This window comes from Rhabdaerophilum sp. SD176, from assembly GCF_030143245.1.
In the GTDB taxonomy this organism is placed as follows: Bacteria; Pseudomonadota; Alphaproteobacteria; order Rhizobiales; family Beijerinckiaceae; genus Rhabdaerophilum.
In genome coordinates, this window is record NZ_JARJNS010000002.1 from 537,994 (window position 1) to 560,943 (window position 22,950).

General features: G+C 65.6%; 20 protein-coding genes. 11 read left to right on the forward strand and 9 right to left on the reverse strand.

Annotated features, from left to right (window positions below):
• Window positions 1-8: 8 nt before the first annotated feature.
• Complete coding sequence (locus tag P0652_RS06390) at window positions 9-464, reverse strand: (2Fe-2S)-binding protein (RefSeq protein ID WP_284177931.1); 456 nt, start codon at window positions 462-464, stop codon at window positions 9-11.
• 173 nt (window positions 465-637) lie between these two features.
• Here P0652_RS06390 and P0652_RS06395 point away from each other — a divergent pair, with 173 nt between their 5' ends.
• Window positions 638-1,258: a CDP-alcohol phosphatidyltransferase family protein gene (locus tag P0652_RS06395; protein ID WP_284177932.1), complete on the forward strand. Its 621-nt coding sequence runs from the start codon at window positions 638-640 to the stop codon at window positions 1,256-1,258.
• Here the strand turns inward: P0652_RS06395 and P0652_RS06400 are convergent.
• From P0652_RS06400 to P0652_RS06415, 4 genes are all read right to left on the reverse strand, one after another.
• The gene (locus P0652_RS06400) at window positions 1,252-2,202 is read right to left on the reverse strand and encodes a Csu type fimbrial protein (RefSeq protein ID WP_284177933.1); all 951 of its coding nucleotides are present in this window, start codon (window positions 2,200-2,202) and stop codon (window positions 1,252-1,254) included. The two genes, P0652_RS06395 and P0652_RS06400, sit on opposite strands and share 7 nt — an antisense overlap.
• A gap of 1 nt (window position 2,203) precedes the next feature.
• The gene (locus P0652_RS06405; RefSeq protein WP_284177934.1) at window positions 2,204-4,621 is read right to left on the reverse strand and encodes a fimbria/pilus outer membrane usher protein; all 2,418 of its coding nucleotides are present in this window, start codon (window positions 4,619-4,621) and stop codon (window positions 2,204-2,206) included.
• 75 nt (window positions 4,622-4,696) lie between these two features.
• Window positions 4,697-5,422: a fimbrial biogenesis chaperone gene (locus P0652_RS06410; protein ID WP_284177935.1), complete on the reverse strand. Its 726-nt coding sequence runs from the start codon at window positions 5,420-5,422 to the stop codon at window positions 4,697-4,699.
• Window positions 5,423-5,529: 107 nt separating this feature from the next.
• On the reverse strand, window positions 5,530-6,018 hold the full coding sequence (locus tag P0652_RS06415) for a Csu type fimbrial protein (protein WP_284177936.1): 489 nt from the start codon (window positions 6,016-6,018) through the stop codon (window positions 5,530-5,532).
• A gap of 440 nt (window positions 6,019-6,458) precedes the next feature.
• On the opposite strand from P0652_RS06415, the gene upp reads away from it, so the two are divergent.
• Both upp and P0652_RS06425 read left to right on the forward strand, forming a co-directional pair.
• A complete protein-coding gene (upp, locus tag P0652_RS06420; protein ID WP_284177937.1) occupies window positions 6,459-7,088 on the forward strand; it encodes a uracil phosphoribosyltransferase in 630 nt (209 codons plus the stop codon).
• 139 nt (window positions 7,089-7,227) lie between these two features.
• Entirely contained in the window at window positions 7,228-8,070 is an 843-nt protein-coding gene (locus P0652_RS06425) for an EamA family transporter (RefSeq protein WP_284177938.1), read from the forward strand.
• Window positions 8,071-8,079: 9 nt separating this feature from the next.
• Here the strand turns inward: P0652_RS06425 and P0652_RS06430 are convergent, their stop codons facing one another.
• Window positions 8,080-8,907 (reverse strand): DUF2189 domain-containing protein, encoded by an 828-nt coding sequence (locus P0652_RS06430; RefSeq protein ID WP_284177939.1) that lies wholly within the window; start codon window positions 8,905-8,907, stop codon window positions 8,080-8,082.
• Window positions 8,908-9,387: 480 nt separating this feature from the next.
• On the opposite strand from P0652_RS06430, the gene P0652_RS06435 reads away from it, so the two are divergent.
• Window positions 9,388-10,620: an efflux RND transporter periplasmic adaptor subunit gene (locus tag P0652_RS06435; protein WP_284177940.1), complete on the forward strand. Its 1,233-nt coding sequence runs from the start codon at window positions 9,388-9,390 to the stop codon at window positions 10,618-10,620.
• Between the two features lie 65 nt (window positions 10,621-10,685).
• Window positions 10,686-13,844, forward strand: coding sequence for an efflux RND transporter permease subunit (locus tag P0652_RS06440; RefSeq protein ID WP_284177941.1), 3,159 nt, complete (start codon window positions 10,686-10,688; stop codon window positions 13,842-13,844).
• A gap of 16 nt (window positions 13,845-13,860) precedes the next feature.
• Here P0652_RS06440 and P0652_RS06445 read toward each other — a convergent pair whose 3' ends face one another.
• Window positions 13,861-14,892 carry an FAD-binding oxidoreductase gene (locus tag P0652_RS06445; RefSeq protein WP_284177942.1) on the reverse strand — a complete coding sequence of 344 codons (1,032 nt, stop codon included), beginning with the start codon at window positions 14,890-14,892 and terminating at the stop codon, window positions 13,861-13,863.
• A gap of 134 nt (window positions 14,893-15,026) precedes the next feature.
• Between P0652_RS06445 and P0652_RS06450 the strand changes: the two genes are divergently transcribed.
• Complete coding sequence (locus tag P0652_RS06450) at window positions 15,027-15,455, forward strand: GlcG/HbpS family heme-binding protein (protein ID WP_284177943.1); 429 nt, start codon at window positions 15,027-15,029, stop codon at window positions 15,453-15,455.
• On the opposite strand, the gene P0652_RS06455 is transcribed toward P0652_RS06450, so the two are convergent.
• Window positions 15,430-15,789 (reverse strand): EscU/YscU/HrcU family type III secretion system export apparatus switch protein, encoded by a 360-nt coding sequence (locus P0652_RS06455; protein WP_284177944.1) that lies wholly within the window; start codon window positions 15,787-15,789, stop codon window positions 15,430-15,432. The two genes, P0652_RS06450 and P0652_RS06455, sit on opposite strands and share 26 nt — an antisense overlap.
• The gene (gene fliK / locus P0652_RS06460; RefSeq protein WP_284177945.1) at window positions 15,786-17,189 is read right to left on the reverse strand and encodes a flagellar hook-length control protein FliK; all 1,404 of its coding nucleotides are present in this window, start codon (window positions 17,187-17,189) and stop codon (window positions 15,786-15,788) included. Before fliK ends, P0652_RS06455 begins: the two co-directional genes overlap by 4 nt.
• 192 nt (window positions 17,190-17,381) lie before the next feature.
• On the opposite strand from fliK, the gene ettA reads away from it, so the two are divergent.
• The 5 genes from ettA to metF all read left to right on the forward strand — a co-directional run bounded on the left by ettA (window position 17,382) and on the right by metF (window position 22,940).
• Window positions 17,382-19,034, forward strand: a complete 1,653-nt coding sequence (gene ettA / locus P0652_RS06465; protein WP_284177946.1) for an energy-dependent translational throttle protein EttA — start codon at window positions 17,382-17,384, stop codon at window positions 19,032-19,034.
• A gap of 67 nt (window positions 19,035-19,101) precedes the next feature.
• Window positions 19,102-19,674 (forward strand): hypothetical protein, encoded by a 573-nt coding sequence (locus tag P0652_RS06470; protein ID WP_284177947.1) that lies wholly within the window; start codon window positions 19,102-19,104, stop codon window positions 19,672-19,674.
• A 130-nt stretch (window positions 19,675-19,804) separates the two neighbouring features.
• Window positions 19,805-20,893 carry an MBL fold metallo-hydrolase gene (locus P0652_RS06475; RefSeq protein ID WP_284177948.1) on the forward strand — a complete coding sequence of 363 codons (1,089 nt, stop codon included), beginning with the start codon at window positions 19,805-19,807 and terminating at the stop codon, window positions 20,891-20,893.
• Window positions 20,894-20,988: 95 nt separating this feature from the next.
• Window positions 20,989-22,032, forward strand: a complete 1,044-nt coding sequence (locus P0652_RS06480; protein WP_284177949.1) for an ArsR/SmtB family transcription factor — start codon at window positions 20,989-20,991, stop codon at window positions 22,030-22,032.
• Complete coding sequence (gene metF / locus P0652_RS06485; RefSeq protein ID WP_284177950.1) at window positions 22,032-22,940, forward strand: methylenetetrahydrofolate reductase [NAD(P)H]; 909 nt, start codon at window positions 22,032-22,034, stop codon at window positions 22,938-22,940. Before P0652_RS06480 ends, metF begins: the two co-directional genes overlap by 1 nt.
• Window positions 22,941-22,950 lie beyond the last annotated feature (10 nt).

Below are 22,950 nucleotides of genomic sequence, written 5' to 3' on the forward strand. Positions count from 1 at the left end.
TCCGTCTCTTAGGCGAGGGCGCGCGCAGCTTCGTGCACGGCGGCACGGATGCGGGCATAGGTGGCGCAGCGACAGAGATTGCCGGACAAGGCGGCGTCGATATCGGCATCGGTCGGGCGGCGGTTCTCCGTCAGCAGGCTGATGGCGGCAAGAACCTGTCCGGATTGGCAATAGCCGCATTGCGGAACGTCGAGCCGGGTCCAGGCCTGCTGGACCGCTTCGGCGACCTTGCCGCTGGCGCCCTCGATGGTCGTGATCTGCCGGCCGGCAACATCGAGCAGCCTGATCTGGCACGAGCGTGTCGGCTGGCCATCAACCAGGACGGTGCAGGCGCCGCACAGGGCCTGCCCGCAGCCATATTTCGTGCCGGTCAGCCCGATTCCGTCCCGCAGTGCCCAGAGCAGCGGCATGTCGGTCTCGAGATCGAGCTCCTGTTGCTGCCCGTTTACGGAAAAGCGGATCATCGGGTCCTCCGGGAGAGTCGGTTCGTCGGATACCTGCATGCCGATGCGGCCAGGAATGAAGCCACTACACGATCTCTTGATCGTGGCGGCAGCATGACAAGGCAGGGCAGGCAGGGCTCAATCCATCCAGATATGATAGGAGCGGAGCTGCAATCAACCGGGAGTCCGAGAGAATGTTCGATGCCCGCCTGCAGGGGGTGATTCAGCCTGTCCTCGGACCGGCAGCCCGGTGGCTTGCCGCGCACGGCGTCCGGGCGGAAGCCATCACGCTTGCCGGGTTTGTGGCGGGCGCGCTCGCCGTGCCGGCACTGGCCGCAGGTGCCCATGGCCTCGCCCTGGCCTTCATCCTTGCGAACCGGGTCGCGGATGGTCTCGATGGCGCAGTTGCGCGGCTCCAGGGCCCGACCGATCGCGGGGCCTTTCTCGATATCGCACTGGATTTCGCCTTTTACGGGCTCGTCGTGCTCGGCTTTGCGCTATCCGATCCGGCGGCCAACGCACTCCCAGCGGCTTTCCTGCTGGCCGCCTTCATGGGGACAGGATCGTCCTTCCTTGCCTTCGCGGTCCTCGCTGCCCGGCGCGGCATGACCAGCACGGCCTTTCCCCGCAAGGGCATCTACTATCTCGGCGGGCTGACCGAGGGTGCCGAGACCATCGCGGTTTTCGTCGCGATGTGCCTGTGGCCGCAGGCCTTCCCGGTTCTGGCCGTGCTCTTCGCGCTGGCCTGCTGGATCACCACCGTCATGCGGTGGCGGCTCGGCTGGGATGCTTTCGCGCCGGGGGCGCCTCAGTAATTTACGGTGATGACAACCGTGTCGGTGTAGACGCCCGGTGTCGGCGTCGTCTGCACGGGCACGCGGCCATAGACGGGTACTGCAACGGTGTTGCCCGTGCCCGTGCCCGACAGGGTATTGGTGTTGAGAGTCCAGCCCCAGGGAAGGCTTCTTGCCGCATCCCTGTAGAGGCCGTAGGTCACGAACTCGGCGCCTTTCGTCATGCGGCGAAGGGTCGGGTTTGTCGCGCCCGAGAGGCCTGCCCCGAGCTGGATCCTGTAGGGAAGGGCCGTCGAGCAGGCGACACCGATATTCGTCGAGGCATCGATGTTGGCCGTCAACGCGGAGGGGTTGCCGAAATTCAGCGTCGCTGAAGTGACGACGCATTTCTTCGGCACAATGGCCCGCATCCGGAAGTTCCAGCGCAGCGTACCCGTGGTCATGGCCGGGCAGAGCTGCCCGGTCGAGGTATAGCGGCTGCGCTGATGCGTGAAGGCGCCGCTGAAATTCGCGGAATAGGTGGCCGCACGAACCGTCTGCTGGCCAGCAAAGACGCGGCCATACATGGTCAAGGCAACGGGGGTCGAGGTGCCGGACGCATTGAGTGGGACAAGAACCTCGACGCCGGCGCCGCCCGTCACCCAGCTGCTCCACTTTACCGTCCGGGAGGGGTCTGTGTAGAACTGGTAGGTCAGGACATTGGCCCCGCTGATCGCCCGACGTACGCCGCCCACGGTGCCTGAATTCGGATCGCCCAGATTGAGGCAGACGCGCACGGTCTGGTTGGCCGTGCCTGTGCAACTCACCGAGATCGTGGCGGTGATATCGACCGGGGCATTCAGCAGCACGTCCACCGTGCCGAAATTGATCGTGGCCGGCCGGGTGATCGTGCAGGTCTGGGCCTGGGCTGTCCCGCACAGGGCCAGAACAAGCAGGACCAGGATTCCATAGACATGGCGCCGCATTTCACTCTCCCTTGCATGCCAGGGGCCCGACCCTTCCGGTCGGCCCCTTGCGGTCCTCGCGGGTGAAGCTGGCCTGACAGGTCCTGTCGCCATGCTGCACCACGAGCGTGTTTGAATCCCCGATACCCGGGATGAAGATCATGCCGCCATAGCCTATCGTGTAGGTTGTGCCGGTTTCGGCATGGGTGACGATCGCGCCGATCGGGATCGCCTCACCCTTTTCGTCCTGGAGCTGGATCCGGGCCGTATCCTGCGCCGCGATCGTCTTCACCCGGACCGTGCTCGAGCCGCGGAAGCCCGGGATGACATCCTGTTCGGTCAGGGTGACATGGTTGCCGGCCGGCACGGTTTCCGGCGAGATGGCGATCTTCGAGCGCTGGAAGGAGCGCAGGTCCGGCACAACGGCCTTGCCGAACCAGTTCGTGGTCGCAACCGGGCGGTTCTCGTGCAGGACCTCGACACCCGGCGCACCGGCATCGACGATCGCGAAGGCATCGCTGACACGGCGGCTCGGGAAGACACCGCTCGTATTGGCCACGATCGCGCTGTCGAGTTCGGCAAACCCGCCGACGAAACTATCATCCTGCTGGATCCCCGCGCCGATCTGCGCCCAGGGGTTGCGATAGACGGCGCTGGCGCCGCGCTGCATGTTTGTCCCCTCGTTGGTATAGGCGCGCCAGCCATAATCATGGGTCTTCGTGCCCAGCGGCCGGATCGCCTCGAAACTGGCACTGCGCGTGTCCCGACCGCCTGTGATCGAACTGGTGAGGATGATGTCATCCCCGAGCGAGAAAGACAGGCCGGCGCTGATCCCGGCTTGCCGGTTATCGGCGAGATCGGAATAGGCCGAGACGAACAGGTTGTATTTCTTCTTGAACGTTTGCGAATAGGTCAGGCTCAGGAGATGCGATTTCTCGCCATCGGCGCGCTCGAGATTGACGAAGCTCGCCGCCATCGAGGCGTTCCATTTCGGCAGCGGCACACCCATGGTGAAGCGGTCGATCGCCTTCGGCATCCGGGCTGACCGGTTGAGCACGAAGAAGCCGGAATCCACAAGATCGCCGCTCGGGTCGGGCTTGACCTGGCGCGCGGTGACCGAGGCGACATCCTCATAGCGGCCAAAGGTCCTCTGTGTGCCGACACCGATGAAGATCCCGCGGATCGTGTTCTGCCAGCTCGCATTGAAGAGGCCGCCAAGCGCATCGCGATGCCAGCTCGCCGCGCCGGCAACGCTGAACAGGCCGAGTTTCTCGTAGCCGAATGTGACTCCCGCTCCGCCATTGACGAGGCCGGGCGTCGCCTCGGCATGGCCTTCAAGCGTCAGCTTCTCGGTCAGCCCGTAGCGGACCGTGCCCATGCCAATCCATTTTCGGCCGTAATCGAAGGATTCGGTCGCATAATTGTAGCGCGGTACGCCGCCATCGAGCGAATAATCGAACTGGCCTGCATCCAGCAGCTTCGATGACGTGAAGAAGGGCACGCTCGTCACCGTCTCGCGGCCTGTCACATCGCGCACGACAACCCGCGCCGTACCGGACTCGCCCGGAACCGGGATGTTGTTGAGCCGGAACGGGCCGGCCCCGACGTCGCGGCTGGCGACACGGATATTGTCGACATAGACTTCCACCGTCGAGGGCACGGCCGCACTGCCGCTGACGCTCGGCAGCGGGGCGGTGACGAGGTCCGGCCGGAGCGAGAATTGGCGGCTGATCTGGCCGCCACCGTAGCGGACGGGGCGCGTCCAGTTCAGCCCGCCGCTGATGGCATCGCCGGCAGTGACCAGCGTCATGGTTTCCGGATGGGCATAGACGAACGAGGATTCGAGCCTGAGGATGCCCTTCTTCGCGAGCGTGGTTCCGGCAATCGCCGTGTTCTGGAGTACGCCCACGGGCGAGAAGGCGCGGTGATCGAGCGTGACCGAGCCGGTATTGAAGATCTTGGTCGATTGCGTGTAGCCGCGGGTCGATGTTCCGTAGAGATTGTAGTTCAGCACCGAGCCGAAATCGCCCGAAACGCCGATCTTCTCCTGCGTGACGTGGCCGACCGCTTCGTTGGCGTCGTAATCCTTCGCGAGCCGCATTTCCGGGGTCAGGCTGACATGGAGCTTCTGGGCCGGCTCGTCATAGCGCAGGCCGAAGCCGGGGATCGTCTCCAGCTCGATCAGGTCCTGGTCATTGCCCTTGGGCACGGCGACGCCGATCTCGCGGAGTTCCGAGCGCTTCGACAGGAAGCGTCCATCCGGGCGGCGGTGGAATTCGGCGATCAGGTTGGTTGGGTCTCCGTTGATGAAGACCTCGAGCATCAGCTTCTGGCTGCCTTCCGGCGCGTTTGTGGCGGCGAGGATCGCCTGCGGCAGGACCAGGCCCAGCAGAAACACCAAGACCCGGCAGAGCCGGGCCATCATGCGGGCGGGCCGCATGTCTTCCTGGTGTTGTCTCAGGCGGGACGACGCTCTGGCCATGGCAACCTTTCCGGTCGCATCCGTCCATTCCGATCAGCGAAGGCCAGTGGCCTTGCCGGTGATCGTGCCAAGTTCGGTCGTTGCAGTGATCGTGCCGCCGGAACCCGAGGCGCGGCCGGGCGAGAGCCATTCCATGGTCGAACCTGCCAGGGCGTAGCCGAGCAGGCCATTGCCGAAACTGACATTCTGCCCGCCGGGCAGCCGGACGGAAACCTTGGAGAGGCGAACCCGGCGGTCGCCGCTATTTGTCGCCCGAAGGACCAGCCGGCCATTGCGCGTTCCGACAGACCAGGTGAGTTGCGCTGGCTTTCCTTCCGACGCCAGCAGGAAGACGGGGATCGAATGACGGACAACCATCGCAATCGTGCCGGATTGCTGGCGGCTCGGATCCGGCAATTCATCGACGAGCACCCGATAGGCCTGTTCCTGGGCAACCGGCTCGCGGTTCACCCGGACAAGGCGGACCGAATAGGTTGCGCCCGGCTGCAGGGTTGTCATCGGCGGGGAGGCGGTCAGGTCGTCGGTGTCATCGAGGCTTTCCTGGCCGTTCTCCTGCGTCCAGCGATAGACTCGGGTCTGAACCGCGATCGGAGCCTGGCCGGTATTGCGGATCTGGACAATGGCGCTGGGGCTGTCCTGCCGCAGCTCGATCAGGACCGGCGAGGCCTGTAGCGCGGCGGCCTGGGCACCTTGTGGCACAAGCCCCCCAGAGAGGGCAAGAAAGACCATTGAAATCAAAGAATAAGTGGTCTTTTTCATCGAATCCTCCGTGGCTGCCACAAGATCGGGCATGATTTCGGCTTGCATTGTAGGGCGAGGGGAAGAGGCAAGGCAGGCTGGCCGGCAGGCCAGCCCGCACGGGAGGTTCAGTACGTGACAGTCACCGTCACAGCGTCGGTATAGGTACCAGGCGCCGGAACCGCCTGAGAGGGGACGCGGGCATAGATCGTGATCGCCTGGTTGGCGCCCGAGCCGGTGCCGGCATAGGTGTCGGTGCCTGTCGTCGTGCCCCAGACCTGGGCGCGGGCGGCATCGCGATAGAGCGAGTAGTTGATCTGGTTCGTGCCCGACTTCATCTTGCGCGAGGCAACGGTTGCACCCGTGCCACCACCGGCGCTGAGCGCCACTGTGTAGGGCGTGGTGTTCGAGCAGTTCACCGTCAGCGTGCTCGTCTGGTCGATGTTGGCGCCGATCGCGCCGACCGAACCGAAGTTGATCGCGGAAGCGGACACGACCGTGCACGAGGCGGTGATTGTGATGCTGAGGTTCAGGGTGCCGGTGGCGGTGGCGGCATGGGCAGCCGGCACGAGGGCCAGGCTGAGACCTGCTGCAAGCAGGGCGGACTTGAGACGCATTTGATGGTTCTCCATGTTGTGAAGCCTCCCTTCTGAGGTTTCAGGAGAACCACTGGGCTGTGGCCGGTTAACAAGAGCCGAGGGCAATTAGTTAATTTATACGGTGGCACTAAATTAGTTGGGTCTCATAATTAATAAAGTGCTTCCGATTTGTTCTCCGGGCCTGAATCCGCTCCTGATCCGCAGTGCTTGGCCCGGACAGCGCATCGGCTTGTGCGGTCCTTGCAGGACAGGCATCCGGTGGTTCCGTGCATCGTCCGGCCGCGATTTTCTTCCCGCGATGCGCCTGCATCTCGGCCATGGTCCGGATGATGCCCATGCCGGGCGTTAACCTGTCAAAAGTTAACGGCGGGAGGCAGGCCCTTGCGCGCCTTCAAGGCATGGGGAATGCATGAAGGGGTGCAGCCGGCTCCGGGGCCGGGATCAGGAGACAGGTTCCGATGGATGGTGTTCACTGGGTTCGGCACCCGCTGGTTCAGCACAAGCTGTCGCTGCTCCGGGACCGGAAGCGGGCTTCGGGCGAGTTCCGCCGGCTGGTGCGGGAATTGTCGATGCTGCTGGCCTATGAGGTCACGCGGGACCTGCCGCTGACGACCGAGCGTATCGAAACTCCGCTCGAACCTTTCGATGCACCGAAGATCGAGGGCAAGAAGCTGGTTCTCGCGCCGATCCTGCGGGCGGGGATCGCGCTGGCCGAGGGCATGCAGGAACTGATCCCCTCCGCGCGCTTCGCCCATATCGGCCTTTACCGCGACCATGACACGCTCGAGGCTGTCGAGTATTTCTTCAAGGCGCCGAAGGACCTGCCGGACCGGCTCGTCATCGTCACCGATCCGATGCTCGCGACCGGGAATTCCGCCGTGGCCGCCATCGACCGGCTCAGGGCAAGGGGTGCGCGTGATATCCGGTATGTCTGCCTGCTGGCCGCGCCGGAAGGGATCCGCCATCTCCGGGAAGCTCATCCGGATGTGCCGATCTGGACCGCTGCGATCGACAGGGGCCTGAATGAGAAGGGCTATATCATGCCGGGGCTCGGCGATGCCGGCGACCGGATCTATGGCACTTCCTGAACAGGCGCGATCCGGCATGGCGCTGGCCGGAGGAACTGTATAGCCTGAGGCGGAATGTTCCCCTCATCCGGTGATGCGGGCATTGTGCGCGGCGACGCTGCGCCCATGCGGCAAAGCCGGCGCTGCCTCGAGTCCCCCCGTGATCGACACCCTGCCTTTCGTGGCAGTCCTGATCAGTGCCATTCTCCATGCGTCGTGGAACGCGCTCGCGCGGGGCAGTTCGGAGCCCGGTGACATTGTTGCTGCCGCGGTAATCGGGGCCGGCATCATAAGTCTGCCTGGCCTTGCCTGGTTCGGCCCCCCCGCTGCGGCCGCCTGGCCTTGGCTGATGGGCGGCATGGTGATCAACACGTTCGGCATCCGCTTTGCCATGGCAGCCTATCGCCATGCCAGTTTCGGCCTGACCTACCCGATCATGCGGGCAGGCATCCCGCTGATGACCTTGCCGCTTGGCATCCTCCTGCTCGGCGAGTGGCCGCGCCCTGCGGGCTTTGCCGGCGTGGTGATGATCGCCAGCGCGCTGATCATGCTGGCCTTTGCCGCACATCGGGCAGGCCGCACCGAATTGCGCGGCGTGCTGTTTGCCCTCGTCTCGGCCGTGGCCGGAGCGGGCTACACCACGGCCGATGCGATCGGCGTGCGGCTGGGCGGGACCGTCATGGGCTATGCTTTCGCACTGGCCATCGGCAACGCGATCCTGATCGGGCTGCTGACGCAATGGGAGCGCGGCGACCTCGTGCCGATGCTGCGCCGCCACGGGGCGAAAGGGCTCAGCCTGTCCCTGATCTCGATGTCGAGCTTCCTGCTCTATATCTGGGCTGTCTCGATCACGCCGGTCGCGCTCGCCGCCGCTCTCCGCGAGACCAGCGTCCTCTTCGCCATTGCCTTCGCGCATTTCTTTCTCCGCGAGGCAATCGGGCGGTTTCATATCGCGGCAGGCGTCCTTGCCTTTGCCGGCATCATCGCGATCCGGATCGGGTGAGAAGCCGCGTCAGGTATTCGCGCCGGCTTCCTCGCTGGCAGCGGGTTGCTCCTCCGGGGCGACGATCCGGCGGTAGAGATGCCAGGTTGCATGGCCGAGCACCGGCAGGGTGAAGATCAGCCCGAGAAAGGCCGGGAGGGCGGAGACGATCAGCAGCATCACGATCACCAGCGCCCAGGCCACCAGCGGACCGGGGCTGGTGACGACCGCCCGGACCGACGTGATCATCGCCGTGATGAAATCGACATCGCGGTCCAGGAGAAGCGGGAACGACACGACAGTCAGCGAGAACAGGATAACCGACAGGACGGCGCCGATCACATTGCCGAGGGCCAGGAAGAGGAGGCCTTCCTGCGTTGTGAGTACCACATTGATGAATTGCGGGAGCGTGGCAAAATTGGCGTTGAAGCCGAGGAAAAGCGCCATCAGCAGCCGCACCTGGTACATCCAGATGATGAAGATGAAGAGCGTGACGAAAGCCATCCAGCCCACCTCGCTCCGGCTCCGCACTGTCCGCCAGAGTCCGCCCGGCGTCGCCCGGAGCCCCTGTTCGCGGCGGCGGCTGATTTCGTAGAGGCCGACGGCCACGAACGGGCCCATGATCGCGAAGCCCGCTGCGAGCGGGTAGGCGAGGTAGGGCATTCCGAGGGCCGTGACCGAGAACAGGATGGCCAGCCCGCCCAGCGCATAGAGCGCTCCGAAGCCGAGGCTGAGGAGCGGCGTCGCCTGCAGGTCGCGCAGGCCGGCGCCGATGGCTTCGGCGATGTCATTCACGGTGACAGGCCGGACGATCGGATCGCGCCTTGGCAAGGCGGCGGGCGGGGGCATGTCGGTCATGTCAGGGCCTCCCCAATGCGGATCATCCGGCCCCCTTTAATCGGGAGCCTCCGTTTATTGACCATGGCATGACGGGGTTGCCCGTCCTTGATCCCGATCAAGCCGGGCAGCCGGCATGGCCCCCCGGTCAGGAAGGGGCTTCCGGTGTGACCTCACGTATTTGTGAAGACGAAGCTTTCCATGCCGGGCAAGGCAGGGCCGTCAACGGGCGCATGGGCTTCTGTCGGCGGTGGAGCGCTTGCTCCATCCGGAATCGGCGCCTTTGCCCTGTCGCATCACTGCCCAGATCGGGCATCCTCGGGGCAGGATGCCTCGGTCGATGCATCGGGGTATTGCGCGCCCGCATATCGTGATGCCGCAATGCAGTATATCCGCGCAGAACCGGTATCTTTTCGGAGATGGCCGCCCTAAATATCCTTCAGGCGACATTGGAGCATGGCCACGTGCGGGGGCACCCGGCCATGCATGCAGGAGACGAGCATGCGGACGACAACGCAGCTGGTGATCATTGCGGTTGTGGGAGGCGGGATGCTTCTCGGCTGGCAGCAATGGTCAGCCATCGCGCCTGTTCTTGCGAAGGTTCCCGGCTTGGCAGCGCTGGCTCCTAAGCCCCGCCCGGCCCCCGGCGGTGCACCCGGGCGCGGCGGGCCGGGCGGCAATGTGCCGCCGGCCACCGTCGAGGTGACCAATGTCGGCACCGGTTCGGTGATGGAGATTTCCGAAGCGGTCGGAACCACGCGTGCCTTCGAATCCGTGACCCTTACCGCCAAGGTGTCGGGGACAGTCGAGAAGATCTCGTTCGAGGAAGGCCAGACGGTGAAAGCCGGCGACGAGTTGATCCGGCTCGATGTGGCCGAGCGCCGCGCCGATCTTGAGGCGACGCGTGCGGCCATCGCCACGGCGAAGGCCCAGCGGGACGAGACCAATCAGAAATTGCAGCGCGCGCTTCAGCTCCGCCAGACCGGCGCGGGAACGGAAGCGCAGGTCGCCGACCTGACCTTGCAGTTGCGGACGATCGAGACCGCCATTGCTGCAGCCGAAGCGCGCGAGCGCGCCGCTGCGGCGCGGCTGGATGACCTGATCCTGCGGGCGCCATTTGACGGCCGCGTCGGCTGGCGGCAGGTTTCCCTTGGCGCGCTGGTGGATAACCGCGTTCCGGTCACCACGCTTGATGACGTCTCCAGGATGCGGCTGGATTTTGCCGTGCCGGAAACGTTGGTCAACCGGATCAAGGTCGGCGCGACGGTGCGCTCGACCTCGCTCGCATTTCCCGGGCGCATCTTCGAGGGCACCGTTGCCGTCGTCGATACGCGCATCGACACGGTGACCCGTTCGGCCAAGCTCACCGCGATCATTCCCAATCCTGACAGCGCGCTGAAGCCGGGCATGTTCATGAATGTATCGCTGCAGATCGCGGCGCGCGAGAATGCCCTGCTGGCGCCGGAAGAGTCGGTCGTGGCAGAGGGGCCGCGCCAGATCGCCTTCGTGGTCAAGGACGGCAAGATCGAGCGCCGCGTCGTGACGATCGGGCAAAGGCAGGACGGCAAGGTCGAGGTCCTGACGGGGCTCGCCGCCGGCGAGACGATCGTCGTCCGTGGCGTGCAGCGCATCCGGCAGGGTCAACCTGTCCGGACCAAGCCGGCCTTCCCGGGCCAGAGCAGCGTGCCGGCCGCCGGCGCGGGCGACCCGGCCGCTGCCGGCAAGAAGGCCTGACATTCGACAGCGCACCGGGCGTTTCGTTCGCCCGCGTTTCCTGAACCGGTTCCACAGGAGCGACCATGCAGCTCTCCGACGTTTCCATCCAGCGCCCGGTTTTTGCCAGCGTGATCAGCCTGCTTCTCTGCGTGGCCGGGGTGGCGGGACTGATGTCGCTCCCGGTGCGCGAATACCCGCAGATCGATCCGCCGGTCGTCTCCATCTCCACCGCCTATCGCGGCGCCTCGAACGAGGTGATCGAGAGCCGTGTGACGGAAGTACTCGAACGCGCCGTTGCCGGCATCGAGGGCATCACCAACATCAATTCTTTCAGCCAGAACGACCGTTCGTCGATCACCATCGAATTCGATGTGAACCGCGATCCGGACGCGGCCGCCGCCGATGTGCGTGACCGTGTCGGCCGCGTCCTGTCGCGCCTGCCGGACGGTGTCGATGCGCCGATCATCCAGCGCGTCGATTCCAATGCGCAGGCCATTCTCTGGATCGGTGTGACCTCGACCAATCTCGACGCGCTCGAGCTGACGGATTTCCTGCGCCGGACCGTGATCGACAGGTTGGCCACCTTGCCCGGTGTCGCCAGCGTCAATATCGGCGGCGAGCGGCGCTATGCGATGCGCATCTCTGTTGATCGCGCGGCGATGGCCGCGCGGGGCGTGACGGTGCAGGATGTCGAGGCGGCGATCAAACGCCAGAATGTCGACCTGCCCGGCGGACGGCTGACCTCGGCCCAGCGCGAGATCACCGTCAAGACCGATTCCAAGCTGTCGAACCGCGAGCAATTCGCCAATATCGTCGTGACCATGCGCAATGGCTATCAGGTCCGGCTGGGCGAGGTTGCTCAAGTCGAGGTCGGGGCCGAGGATGAGCGGTTCGAGTTTTTCGCCAGCGGCAAGACCGCGATCGGGCTGGGCATCGTCCGCCAGTCTACCGCCAATACCCTGTCGGTGGCGGAAGGCGTGGCGGCGGAGCTCAACCTGATCCGCCCCGCCTTCCCGGAAGGTACCAATGCGGAGATCCTCTACAACGAGGCCAATTTCATCCGCTCCTCGATCAACGGCGTGCTGAAGACACTGGTCGAGGGCATCCTCCTTGTCGTTCTCGTTATCCTTGTCTTCCTGCGCTCATGGCGGTCGACGCTGGTGGCGACCATCGCCATCCCCGTCTCGATCATCCCGACCTTTGCGGTGCTGTGGCTGTTCGGCTTCTCGATCAATGTGCTGACGCTGCTCGCTGTTGTCCTGGCGATCGGCATTGTGGTCGACGATGCGATCGTTGAAGTGGAGAATGTCCACCGGCGCATCGAGGAGGGCGAGCCTCCCTTGCTGGCCTCCTATATCGGTGCGCGGGAAATCGCCTTCGCCGTCATCGCGACGACGATCACGCTCATCTCGGTCTTTGTGCCGATCGCCTTCATGGAAGGCCAGACCGGCCGGCTGTTCAGGGAATTCGGGGTGACATTGGCCACGGCCATCTTCTTCTCAGGCGTTGTCGCCCGGACGCTGACACCGATGATGTGCTCCAAGCTGTTGTCCTCGCATCATGGCTGGGTGCACCGGAAGACCGAGCCATTCTTCGAGGGGATGGGCCGGGTCTATTCGCGGATGCTCAAGCGGGCGCTGAACGCGCCGCTTCTCGTGATCGCGCTCGGCGCCGGCATTTCCTTCGCGGCGGTGCAGCTCTTCTTCCTGGTGCCGAAGGAATTCGCTCCCGTCGAGGATCGCGGTGCGATCATCATCCCGGTGACCGCGCCGGAAGCCGCCTCGCTCTCCTACACGCGTGACCGCGTGCGCGAGGTCGAGGCGATGCTGAAGCCCTATTTCGAGTCGGGGGTGGTCCGAACAAGCCTGACGATTGTCGCGCCGGGCCTGCAGCGGCCGGCGCCGGTCAATGCCGGTTTGCTGATCGTCCGGCTGGCGCCGTGGGACCAGCGGAACATTCGCCAGCAGGCACTGCAGCAGGAATTGCTGGCCAAGGTGCAGCAGATCCCCGGGGCGCGCATCTTCCCGATCAACCCGCCCTCCCTCGGCCAGCGCGGCTTCCAGCAGCCGATCCAGTTCGTGATCGGTGGTCCGGATTTCGTGACGCTCGCTGCCTGGCGGGATCTCGTGCTCGAGCGGGCCAATGCGAGCGGTCTCTTCCGCAATCTCGACAGCGACTATTCCGAGCGCCAGCCGGATCTGCGGGTGCAGATCGACCGCGGGCGCGCGGCCGATCTCGGCGTCTCGGTGGAGGCGATCGGGCGCAGCCTCGAACTGATGTTCGGCGAACGCGAGGTCTCGACCTTCGTCGATCGCGGCATCGAATATTCCGTCATCATGCAGGCGCGTGCGGAAAACCGCATCCGCCCCGACGACCTGAAAAACGTGTTCGTCCGGACGGGAACCGGCGAACTGGTGCCGCTGTCGAATTTCGTCTCGCTGCGCGAGCAGGCCGGGCCGCAGCGGCTCAACCGCTTCGACCGCCTCCGTTCGATCACCATTCAGGGGTCGCTGGCGCCCGGCGTCACGCTTGGCCAGGGAATCGATACGCTGGACCGGATCGCCAAGGAGGTGCTGCCGGCCGAGGCCCGCATCGGCTATAACGGCCAGTCGAAAGAGTACAAGCGCGCGAGCAGCTCGCTGTACATGACGTTCGGCTTCGCGCTTCTCGTGGTGTTCCTTGTCCTTGCGGCACAATTCGAAAGCTGGATCGCGCCGGCCGTGATCATGGTCACCGTGCCGCTGGCGCTGACCGGGGCACTGGCCATCCTGCTGCTCACGGGCCAGACGCTCAATGTCTACAGCCAGATCGGGATGATCCTGCTGATCGGGATCATGACGAAGAACGGGATCCTGATCGTCGAGTTCACCAACCAGCTGCGCGAGCAGGGCCTGGAGCTCTACGAGGCGGTGGTCAAGGCGTCGGAAATGCGTCTCCGGCCGATCCTGATGACTTCGATCGCCACCGTGTTCGGAGCCGTGCCGCTTGCGCTGTCGTCCGGGGCAGGGGCCGAGGCCCGTGCAACGATCGGCTGGGTCATTATCGGCGGAGCCAGCCTTTCGACCTTCATGACGCTGTTCCTGGTGCCGTCCGTGTTTCTGATGGTCGGGAACTACACCTCGCCGCGTTCGACGATCGCGGAGAAGCTGGCCGAATTGCAGGAGCGCTTTGCTTCCGGCCCCAAGGACAAGGGCGCGCATGGCCATGGCAACCCGGCGGGACAGGGCCGGCCGGCGGAGTGACCCGCCGTCTGCCCGGTCAGCCCCCCGGGCGTGACAGGCGAGCGGCCAGCGCCTCGATCTGGGCGTGAACCGGCGAGGCGGGTTTCGGCGTTCCCGGGAAGAACCGGCGGATGCCCGTCGCGGAAGGGCCCGCTTCGGCCGGGCCGAACGCATTGGCATAGCATCTTGCGCCGGTTTGCGCCGCGACCTGCCGGAGCTGGTCGACCATCATCGCCGCGCCGAAAGCGTGGATCGTATCCGACGGACCGAGCCGCGGCAGGAAGGCGATGGCGCGGCCATGGCGCGCCGGCGGCATGGGCGCCGCCGCCGAGGCGGCCAGCGTGATGTCCTCGACGCCATGTTTCGCCAGCCAGTCCAAAGCCGGGCGCATGTAGAGATCGCGCGGGTCACGCGCCGAGGCGATGATGTGGAGCGGCCGGTGAGGCTGACCGAGACGCGCCGCCACGGCGATGGACCAGAGCGGCGCAAAACCGGTGCCGGAGGAAACCAGCACCAGCCGCCCTTCGCCCCGACGCAGGAAGGCATGGCCATAGGGCCCTCGCAAGGTGACCTTGCGGCCGGGCCGGATTGCCTGCCCGAGGGCGGATGAGACCGCGCCCTCGGGGTGGCACCGCATGTGGAAGACCATCTGGTCCAGTTCGCGAAGGCCATCCAGAGTCAGGGTCGGGGCGAGCATCCGGGCCGGAAATCCGGCGAATTCGACGGCGAGATACTGGCCCGGGAGATACGGGATCGGCTGGCTTGTCCGGATCACGATCTGGGCGATGCCAGCCGCGAGTTCGGTAATGTCGGCCAGAACGCCCGTGACCTTGATCTCGCGCGGGCGGGTTTCGAAGCGCAGCCGGGCCGGGCCATTGATCCGGGCATGGCGCGCGAGGACGATGTTGTCCTCATGGCTGCCGACCACATCCAGCGTGCCCTCGACCAGCTCGACGAAGCATTCGTCGTGCAGCGTGAAGCCGGCGCGCGAGGCGGCCTCCAGCGCGCCGGTTCCCACGGGAACGGTGACGGTCTTGCCTTCGATTCGGATTTCGGCCTGGCCGCTCATGGCTCCTGTTACCAGAAGCGGAGGGGCACAGGGAAGATGCTTGTGCCGGCGCGGAAAAGGTGCTGGTCGCGAAATCCGGGGATGACAGGCAGAGGGAACATGCTAGCAGGAGCCGGAACCCTCAGGAGCTTGCCATGCTGACCTACGACAAGGCCCGTCTGATCGCCGATACCGCGCTGTCCTTCGCCCGCGAGCGCAATTTCAAGCCGCTCTCGATCGTGGTGCTGGATGCCCGCGCCGCCCGCAAGATCGTGCTGACCGAGGACAATACCTCGATCAAGCGGCCGGAAGTGGCCTATTCCAAGGCCAATGGCGCGCTGGCCATGGGCTCGGGCAGCCGCTCGCTGATGAAAATGGCGGCCGAGCGCCCGGCCTTCGTGGCGGCGGCGATGCAGATCGCCGATGGCGCCCTGGTTCCCGTTCCGGGCGGTGTGCTGGTCAAATCAGGCGATCAGGTGATCGGCGCGGTCGGGATTTCCGGCGATACCTCCGACAATGACGAGGCCGCTGCGATGGCCGGCATCGCCGCCGCCGGCTTCACGGCCGATCCGGGCGTGTCGTAAGCGCGGCGGCTGCCTCGCCGGCGGCCGGGCGGTTCAGCTGCCCGGTCCGGAGAAGGAAGCCGATGACCTCGGCCACCGCCTTGTAGAGCGGGACGGGGATCTCCGTATCCAGTTCGATCCGGGACAGGGCCTCGGCGAGGATCGGGTTCTGCTCGATCGCGACATCATGCTCGCGGGCGGTCTCGAGGATCTTCTCGGCAACATCGCCGCGCCCCTTGGCGGTCACAACCGGCGCGCCGTCGCCGAAATCATATTTCAGCGCGACCGCGATTTTTTCGCCCGGGTTGCGGGCGGCTTCGGCAAACAGCGGGTCCAGCGTCACCGGCACGGTCATGGCCGGCGATCCAGATAGGGATTGGGCAGGCTCGGGCGCGGGGCGGAGCGTCCATCATGGACATCCAGCCGCGTGATCTCGAAGGCGGCGCCGGACAGGGCGGAATGGAGATCGCCGATCTTCTGGCGCGCCAGCCGCGCCATGGCCGGCTGCTCCGCCCAGACCTGCACCGAAACCGACTGTCCGCGCAGGCCGATCTCGGCCTCCACCGGGCCGGTCTCCTCGAGATCGAGGGCGATCCGCACCTTCCACGGAAAAGGCTGTCCCTCGCCGGCGCTCTCCTGCCGGAGGGCATCTTCCGGTGCAGGGGCATGGTCGGGCTGGTGCTCGATCATCAGCCCCATCATCGCGGTCTGCGGCCGGTCCGGCCCCTGCGGCGCGAGCGGGACAGAAACCGTGAGGCGGAAGCCCTGTCCGGATTCATCCGTCCGGACGATTTCGGGATGGGCCGGCAGGGAGGCGAGCTGCATCAGCTTGATCCGTTCCGTACCGCCTTCGGCGAGGCGGGCCAGATCTCCTGGATCGGTACCCGCAGTGACCTGCCGGATCTGCTCCGCGGCGCGCCGGACCGCGGCGAGCTGGCTCTTGAGATCAGCGGGGGGCGTCTGTCCGGGGAGGGTCCGGGCGAGGTTGGTTTCGAGGAACAGACCTGACCGGGCGAGGGCGGATTGCAGGCCTTCCGGCGTGGCGAGGCTGGCCGGGCTGGCGCGCAGGCCCTGCAGTGACTGGAGCAGGCCCTGGAGGGCAGGCGGGAGGCCCGGTTCGGCGGCCTTGCCGAGCAGCGCTGTCAGCACGGGGGCGAGCGGCAGCTGGCGGGCGGCGCTCTGCAGCACCGCCTCGGCGAGTGGCGCGGGCAAGCCCTGCGGCAGCATGACAGGGCGGAGAGCGGCGTGATTTGGTGCTGCCTGCCCTGCGAGCGGCAAGGCTTCCGCAGCCGGCAGGGCAAGGCCGGTCATCCGGCCGAGCGTGGCACCCAATGAACCGGGCGGGAAGGCGCCGGCCGGTCCGGGTTGCGGCTGCGGAACGGCGGGGTTCGGTGTGGTGACGGCCGTGGCCGGGCCGGGCACCGGCCGGGCGGGCACGTCGGCCGGAAGCAGCAGCAGGGCGCCCTGCTTCAGAACGGAGGGATCGACGGCGGCCTGCCGCAACAGGGCTGGCGGAAGCTCGACCTCGGCATAGCCACCGGCAAGCTGGACGAGAGCGCGGGTTGCGCCCTGCATCTCGACAAGGATCGCGCGGATCTGGGCCGCCTCGAACGGGGCGCCGCCGGATCCGCCGGGCCGCGCTCCCGCTGCGCCGGCCTGGCCGGCCGCACTGACGGCAGCCAGCATGGTCGCCAGCGACTGGGCGCGGATTTCCTGGATCTTTGCAGCCGCGGCGGCGGCCAGAACGCTGCTCATGGGACGCGAAACTCAACCCGAATGACACTGCATGATGGCAGAGCCTGCTTTCCGTTTGGTTAGGAGCGGCAGGAAAAGACGATGCGTCGCGCCGGGGGCGAATAAACTTGAATCCGGCCCCCTGCATTGCTACCTCAGCGCATCTCCGGTGCCCCCGGTGCCGCCCCCGAACCCGAGCGAAACGAGCCCAGAATGTCCCGGCAGTTCATCTATCACATGCGTGGCCTGACCAAGGTCTATCCCGGTGGGAAGAAGGTGCTGGACAACATCCATCTGTCTTTCTACCCGGATGCCAAGATCGGCGTTCTCGGCGTCAACGGCGCCGGCAAGTCGACCCTGCTGAAGATCATGGCGGGCATCGACAAGGAATGGACCGGCGATGGCTGGGTGGCCGAAGGCGCGCGGGTGGGCTACCTGCCGCAGGAGCCGCAGCTCGATCTGAGCCTCAATGTCCGCGAAAACGTGAAGCTTGGCGTTGCGGCCAAGCAGGCGATCATCGACCGCTACAACGAGCTGATGATGAACTACTCGGACGAGACCGCCGACGAGGCGGCCAAGCTCCAGGACCAGATCGACAGCCAGAACCTCTGGGATCTCGACAGCAAGGTCGACCAGGCGATGGACGCGCTGCGCTGCCCGCCGGATGATTGGGCGGTCGACAAGCTCTCGGGCGGGGAAAAGCGCCGCGTGGCGCTGTGCAAGCTGCTGCTGGAACAGCCGGAACTGCTTCTGCTTGACGAACCGACCAACCATCTCGATGCGGAGACGGTGAACTGGCTCGAGAACCATCTTCGCGAATATCCGGGCGCGATCCTGATCGTCACCCATGACCGCTACTTCCTCGACAATGTGACGGGCTGGATCCTCGAACTCGATCGTGGCCGCGGCATTCCCTACGAGGGCAATTATTCCAGCTGGCTGCAGCAGAAGCAGAAGCGCCTCGAGCAGGAGGGCCGCGAGGATGCCGCCCGCCAGCGGACCATGGCGCGCGAGCAGGAATGGGTCGCCGCCTCGCCGAAGGCCCGGCAGGCCAAGAACAAGGCCCGTATCCAGCGCTACGAGGAACTGGTGCAGAAGGCTTCCGAAAAGGCGCCGGACGGCACGCAGATCATCATCCCGATTGCCGAGCGCCTTGGCGGCAACGTCATCGATTTCGAGAATCTCAACAAGGGCTTCCAGGACAAGCTGCTGATCGAGAACCTCTCGTTCAAGCTGCCGCCGGGCGGCATTATCGGCGTGATCGGGCCGAACGGCGCCGGCAAGACGACGCTGTTCCGCATGATCACCGGCGTCGAGAAGCCGGATGGCGGCTCGATCACCATCGGCGAGAGCGTGAAGCTCGGCTATGTCGACCAGAGCCGCGATGCGCTGGACGACAAGAAGACCGTCTGGGAGGAAATCTCCGGCGGCGCCGAGGTGATCTATCTCGGCAAGAAGCAGATGCATTCCCGCGCCTATTGCGGGGCGTTCAACTTCAAGGGCGGCGACCAGGAAAAGAAGGTCGGCATGCTCTCGGGCGGCGAGCGCAACCGCCTGCATCTTGCCAAGATGCTGAAATCCGGCGCCAATGTGTTGCTGCTCGACGAACCGACCAACGATCTCGACGTGGATACCCTGCGGGCGCTCGAAGAGGCGCTGGAGGATTACGCCGGCTGCGCGGTGATCATCAGCCATGACCGCTGGTTCCTCGACCGTATCGCCACGCATATCCTCGCCTTCGAGGGCGACAGCCATGTCGAATGGTTCGAGGGCTCGTTCTCGGATTACATCGAGGACAAGAAGCGTCGCCTCGGCGCGGATTCAGTGGAGCCGAAGCGGATCAAGTACCGGAAGTTCGCGCGGTAAGGGGCGCAGTCGTGCCCTTTCCAACCCCCTCTTTCCGGGTATCATGCCCGGGCTGAATGAGGGGGTGGTGGTGATGCGATTTTGCCTTGCGGCGGCGTTGATGCTTCTCCCGTTCTCCGCCACGGCGCAGGGCGCGAAGGTTCCCGTGAAAGATGTGGTTGCCCGGCTTGTGGTCGATTTCGATCAGGACGGGGTCAATGATCTGCTGGTTTTCACCAGTGACAAGGATGATGGGCCCTTTGCCACGCTCCATGTTTTTAAGGGCGAGAAAGATGCGGCTTCCGGCAAGGAGCAGTTGCGCCTGCTGTCCAAGACAGCCGAGTTTGGCTACGGCGTCTACGAAGTCGCCGAGCCGCGCAAGGGGATCATCACTGTCGAGAGTGGCAATGCGCAGGGACGCTACAAATGGGACCAGAAGCTGACTCTGGCCTGGCGTTCCGGGCGGCTTGTCGTGCTTGGCATCACCTATTCCAGCTATGACTCGATTGCCGAAGATGTCGATGCCGGTGCCAGCGCCTGCGACCTCAACCTCTCCACGGGCAAGGGGACCGGGAAGCGTAAACGCGCCGTGACGTTTTCGCTCAAGCCCGTCCCTGCCGCCGAATGGACGGACGAAAAGCGCCCGGCAGTGTGCGAGTAACGCCAGAGGGGGAGCTGCGGCGCCGAGGCGGATCACGGATCGGAAATTCGCGCGGTAAGGGGCGCCCCGCAATGACGGGAAGGGGCAGCAGCAATTGAACCTTGGCCGGTCGCGCCCCACCTTAGCCGGCATGACAGACAAGCCGCTCCATCGCCGACGCTTTCTCCAGATCGCCTTCGCCTTCGCCGCGATCGGCGGGGGGCTCGCCGCCATGCTCCGCCCAGCCCGGGCGAATGCCTATTATTCCGGGCCGGTTTCCGATCATTTCGACGGGACACATTTCTTCAATCCCGGCGGGGACCAGCCGCGTGGCTTCACGGATTTCCTGCGCTGGCAACTGGGCGACAAGGCCGAGGCATGGCCCGAGGCTTTCCCGAGCCCCCTGCCGGTCGACAAGCCGCCGGCGCGTTTGGGAGCCGGGCAGCTGCGGGTGGGTTTCATCGGTCATGCCAGTTTCCTGGTCCAGATGGACGGGCACAACATCCTGATCGATCCGCATTATTCGGAGCGGGCGAGCCCGGTTTCCTTTGCCGGGCCGAAGCGGGCCAATGCACCGGGCATCGCCTTTGCCGACCTGCCGAAGATCGACACGGTGCTCGTCTCGCATAACCATTACGACCATCTCGACCTGCCGACGATCCATCGCCTCTGGGATCGAGACCGGCCGCGCATCCTCGTGCCTTTGGGCAATGACACGATCATCCGGGCGGAGCGGCCGGATATCGAGGTCGAGGCCGGGGACTGGGGCGACACGGCGACTTTGGCGCCGGGGCTGACCCTGTTCTTCGAGCCTGCGCAGCATTGGTCGGCCCGGGGTACGTTTGACCGGCGCCATGCGCTCTGGGCCTCGTTCGTGCTGGCCGGGCGCTGGGGCAAGCTCTGGTTTGTCGGCGATACGGGCTTCGGCGATGGCCGGGTGTTCCGGGCGCTGAAGGCGAAGCATCCGGACCTGCGGCTCGGGCTGATCCCGATCGGGGCCTATGAGCCGCGCTGGTTCATGCGGCAGCAGCATATCAACCCGGAAGATGCGGTCGAGATCGTCCGGATCCTCGGGCTGGAACAGGCGCTCGGCTATCATTGGGGCACCTTCCGGTTGACCAACGAGGCGGTCGATGCGCCCCCGCATGATCTCGTTGCAGCACTCGGCAAGGCCGGTCTTCCGGAATCGCGCTTCCCGGCCCTGCGCCCCGGCATGGTCTGGGAAGGGCGTGCGGCCTGACCGGGAACGGACGCTTCAGGGATTGAACTTTCCGCATTGCACTTTCAATGCAAACGATATAAACATATCTTTATGTCGTTTTGCGGAGTCGTTTGATGCGCGTGCATCCCGTTCCCACGCCCGGTGGCCAGTTCGCCTTCGGCGACCTGCTGACCGCCCTGGAGGCGGCGGGAGAAGAGACGCGCCTGCGGATCCTCGCCTTGCTGGCCGAGGGCGAACTCACGGTCACCGAACTGATGGCCATTCTCGGCCAGTCGCAGCCGCGCGTCTCGCGCCATCTCAAGCTGCTTGTCGAGGCGGGGCTGATCGACCGCCATCGCGAAGGCGCCTGGGCCTTCTTCCGCCTCTCCGACAGCGCCATCGCGCTGGCGGTCCGCGATGGCATTGTCGCCGCGCTCGATCCGGCCGATTCCGAGCTGTCCGGGGATCGCCGCCGGCTCGCCGCCGTGCGCGAGGAGCGGAAGGAACAGGCGGCGAGCTATTTCTCGCGCCATGCCGCCGAATGGAACCGGATCCGCTCGCTGCATGTGCCGGAAGCGCGGGTCGAGGCGGCGGTCCTTGCGCTGCTGGGCAGCAAGCGCTTTGATTCCGTGCTCGATCTCGGCACCGGCACCGGCCGCATGCTGGAAATGCTGGCGCCGCAGGTTTCCCGTGCTGTCGGGCTGGATGTCAGCCCGGCCATGCTGGGCGTCGCGCGCGTCAATCTCGATGCGGCCGGCCTCCGGCATGTCCAGCTCCGGCAGGGCGATGCCTATGCGCTGCCGAGTGACCTCAACGGGTTCGATCTCGTTATCCTGCATCAGGTGCTGCACTTCCTTGATGATCCCGGCCGTGCGGTGCGGGAGGCATCGCGGACCCTCCGCCCCGGCGGCCGGCTGCTGGTGGTCGATTTCGCTCCCCATCAGGAGGAAAGCCTGCGCGCCCACCACGCCCATCGCCGCCTCGGCTTCCAGCAGGCGGAAGTGGAGAGCTTCCTCGCCGAGTCCGGTCTCCGGGCGGAAGCCTGCCACATTCTCCGCCCTGAACCGGGCGAGACGGCCAAGCTTGCCGTGTCGCTCTGGCTGGGTGTCGATCCCCGCCTGGTCGGGGATTTCCCCCTGCCATCCCCGTCTTCTCCGTCGCATCGCGAGGTTGCGTGATGAATGCCTACCCCACCCGCTCGAGCCGCCAGCCGCATCCTGCGCCTCTCGGCATCTCGTTCGAGTTCTTCCCGCCGAAGAACGAGGCCATGGCCGAGAGCCTCTGGGCCTGCGTGCAGCGCCTCGCGCCGCTCTCGCCCCGTTTCGTCTCGGTGACCTATGGGGCAGGTGGCTCGACACGCGAGCGCACGCACCAGACGGTGAAGCGCATCCTCGACGAGACGGCGCTGAAGCCCGCCGCCCATCTGACCTGCGTCGCCGCGACCAGGGCCGAGACGGACGAGATCATCCGCGGTTACTGGGAGATGGGCGTTCGCCATATTGTAGCCTTGCGCGGCGACCCGGTGACCGGGCTCGGCACGCCGTTCGAGGCCCATCCGGAAGGGTATCAGTCCTCTGTTGATCTCGTGGCCGGGATCAAGGCGATCGGTGATTTCGAGGTGGCCGTCTCGGCCTATCCCGAGAAGCATCCCGACAGCCCCTCGATCGAGGCGGAGATCGACCTCCTGAAGCGCAAGGTCGATGCCGGCGCGACGCGGGCGATCACCCAGTTCTTCTTCGATAACGACCATTATTTCCGCTATCTCGACCGCGTGCGGAAGGCGGGGATCGGTATCGAGATCGTGCCCGGCATCCTGCCGGTCCAGAATTTCAAGACGGCGGCCAGCTTCGCCACGCGCTGCGGCACCGAGGTTCCGGGCTGGCTCGCCAAGCGCTTCGAAGGGCTGGACGACGATGCCGAGACGCGCCGCCTCGTGGCGGCAGCGGTTGCGGTGGAACAGGTCTTCGATCTTCTCGACCGGGGCGTGTCCGAATTCCATTTCTACACGATGAACAAGGCCGATCTTGTTTTCGCGATCTGCCACATGCTGGGTATGCGGGCCACGCCCGCCGGTCTTGCTGCCTGATTTGAAATGG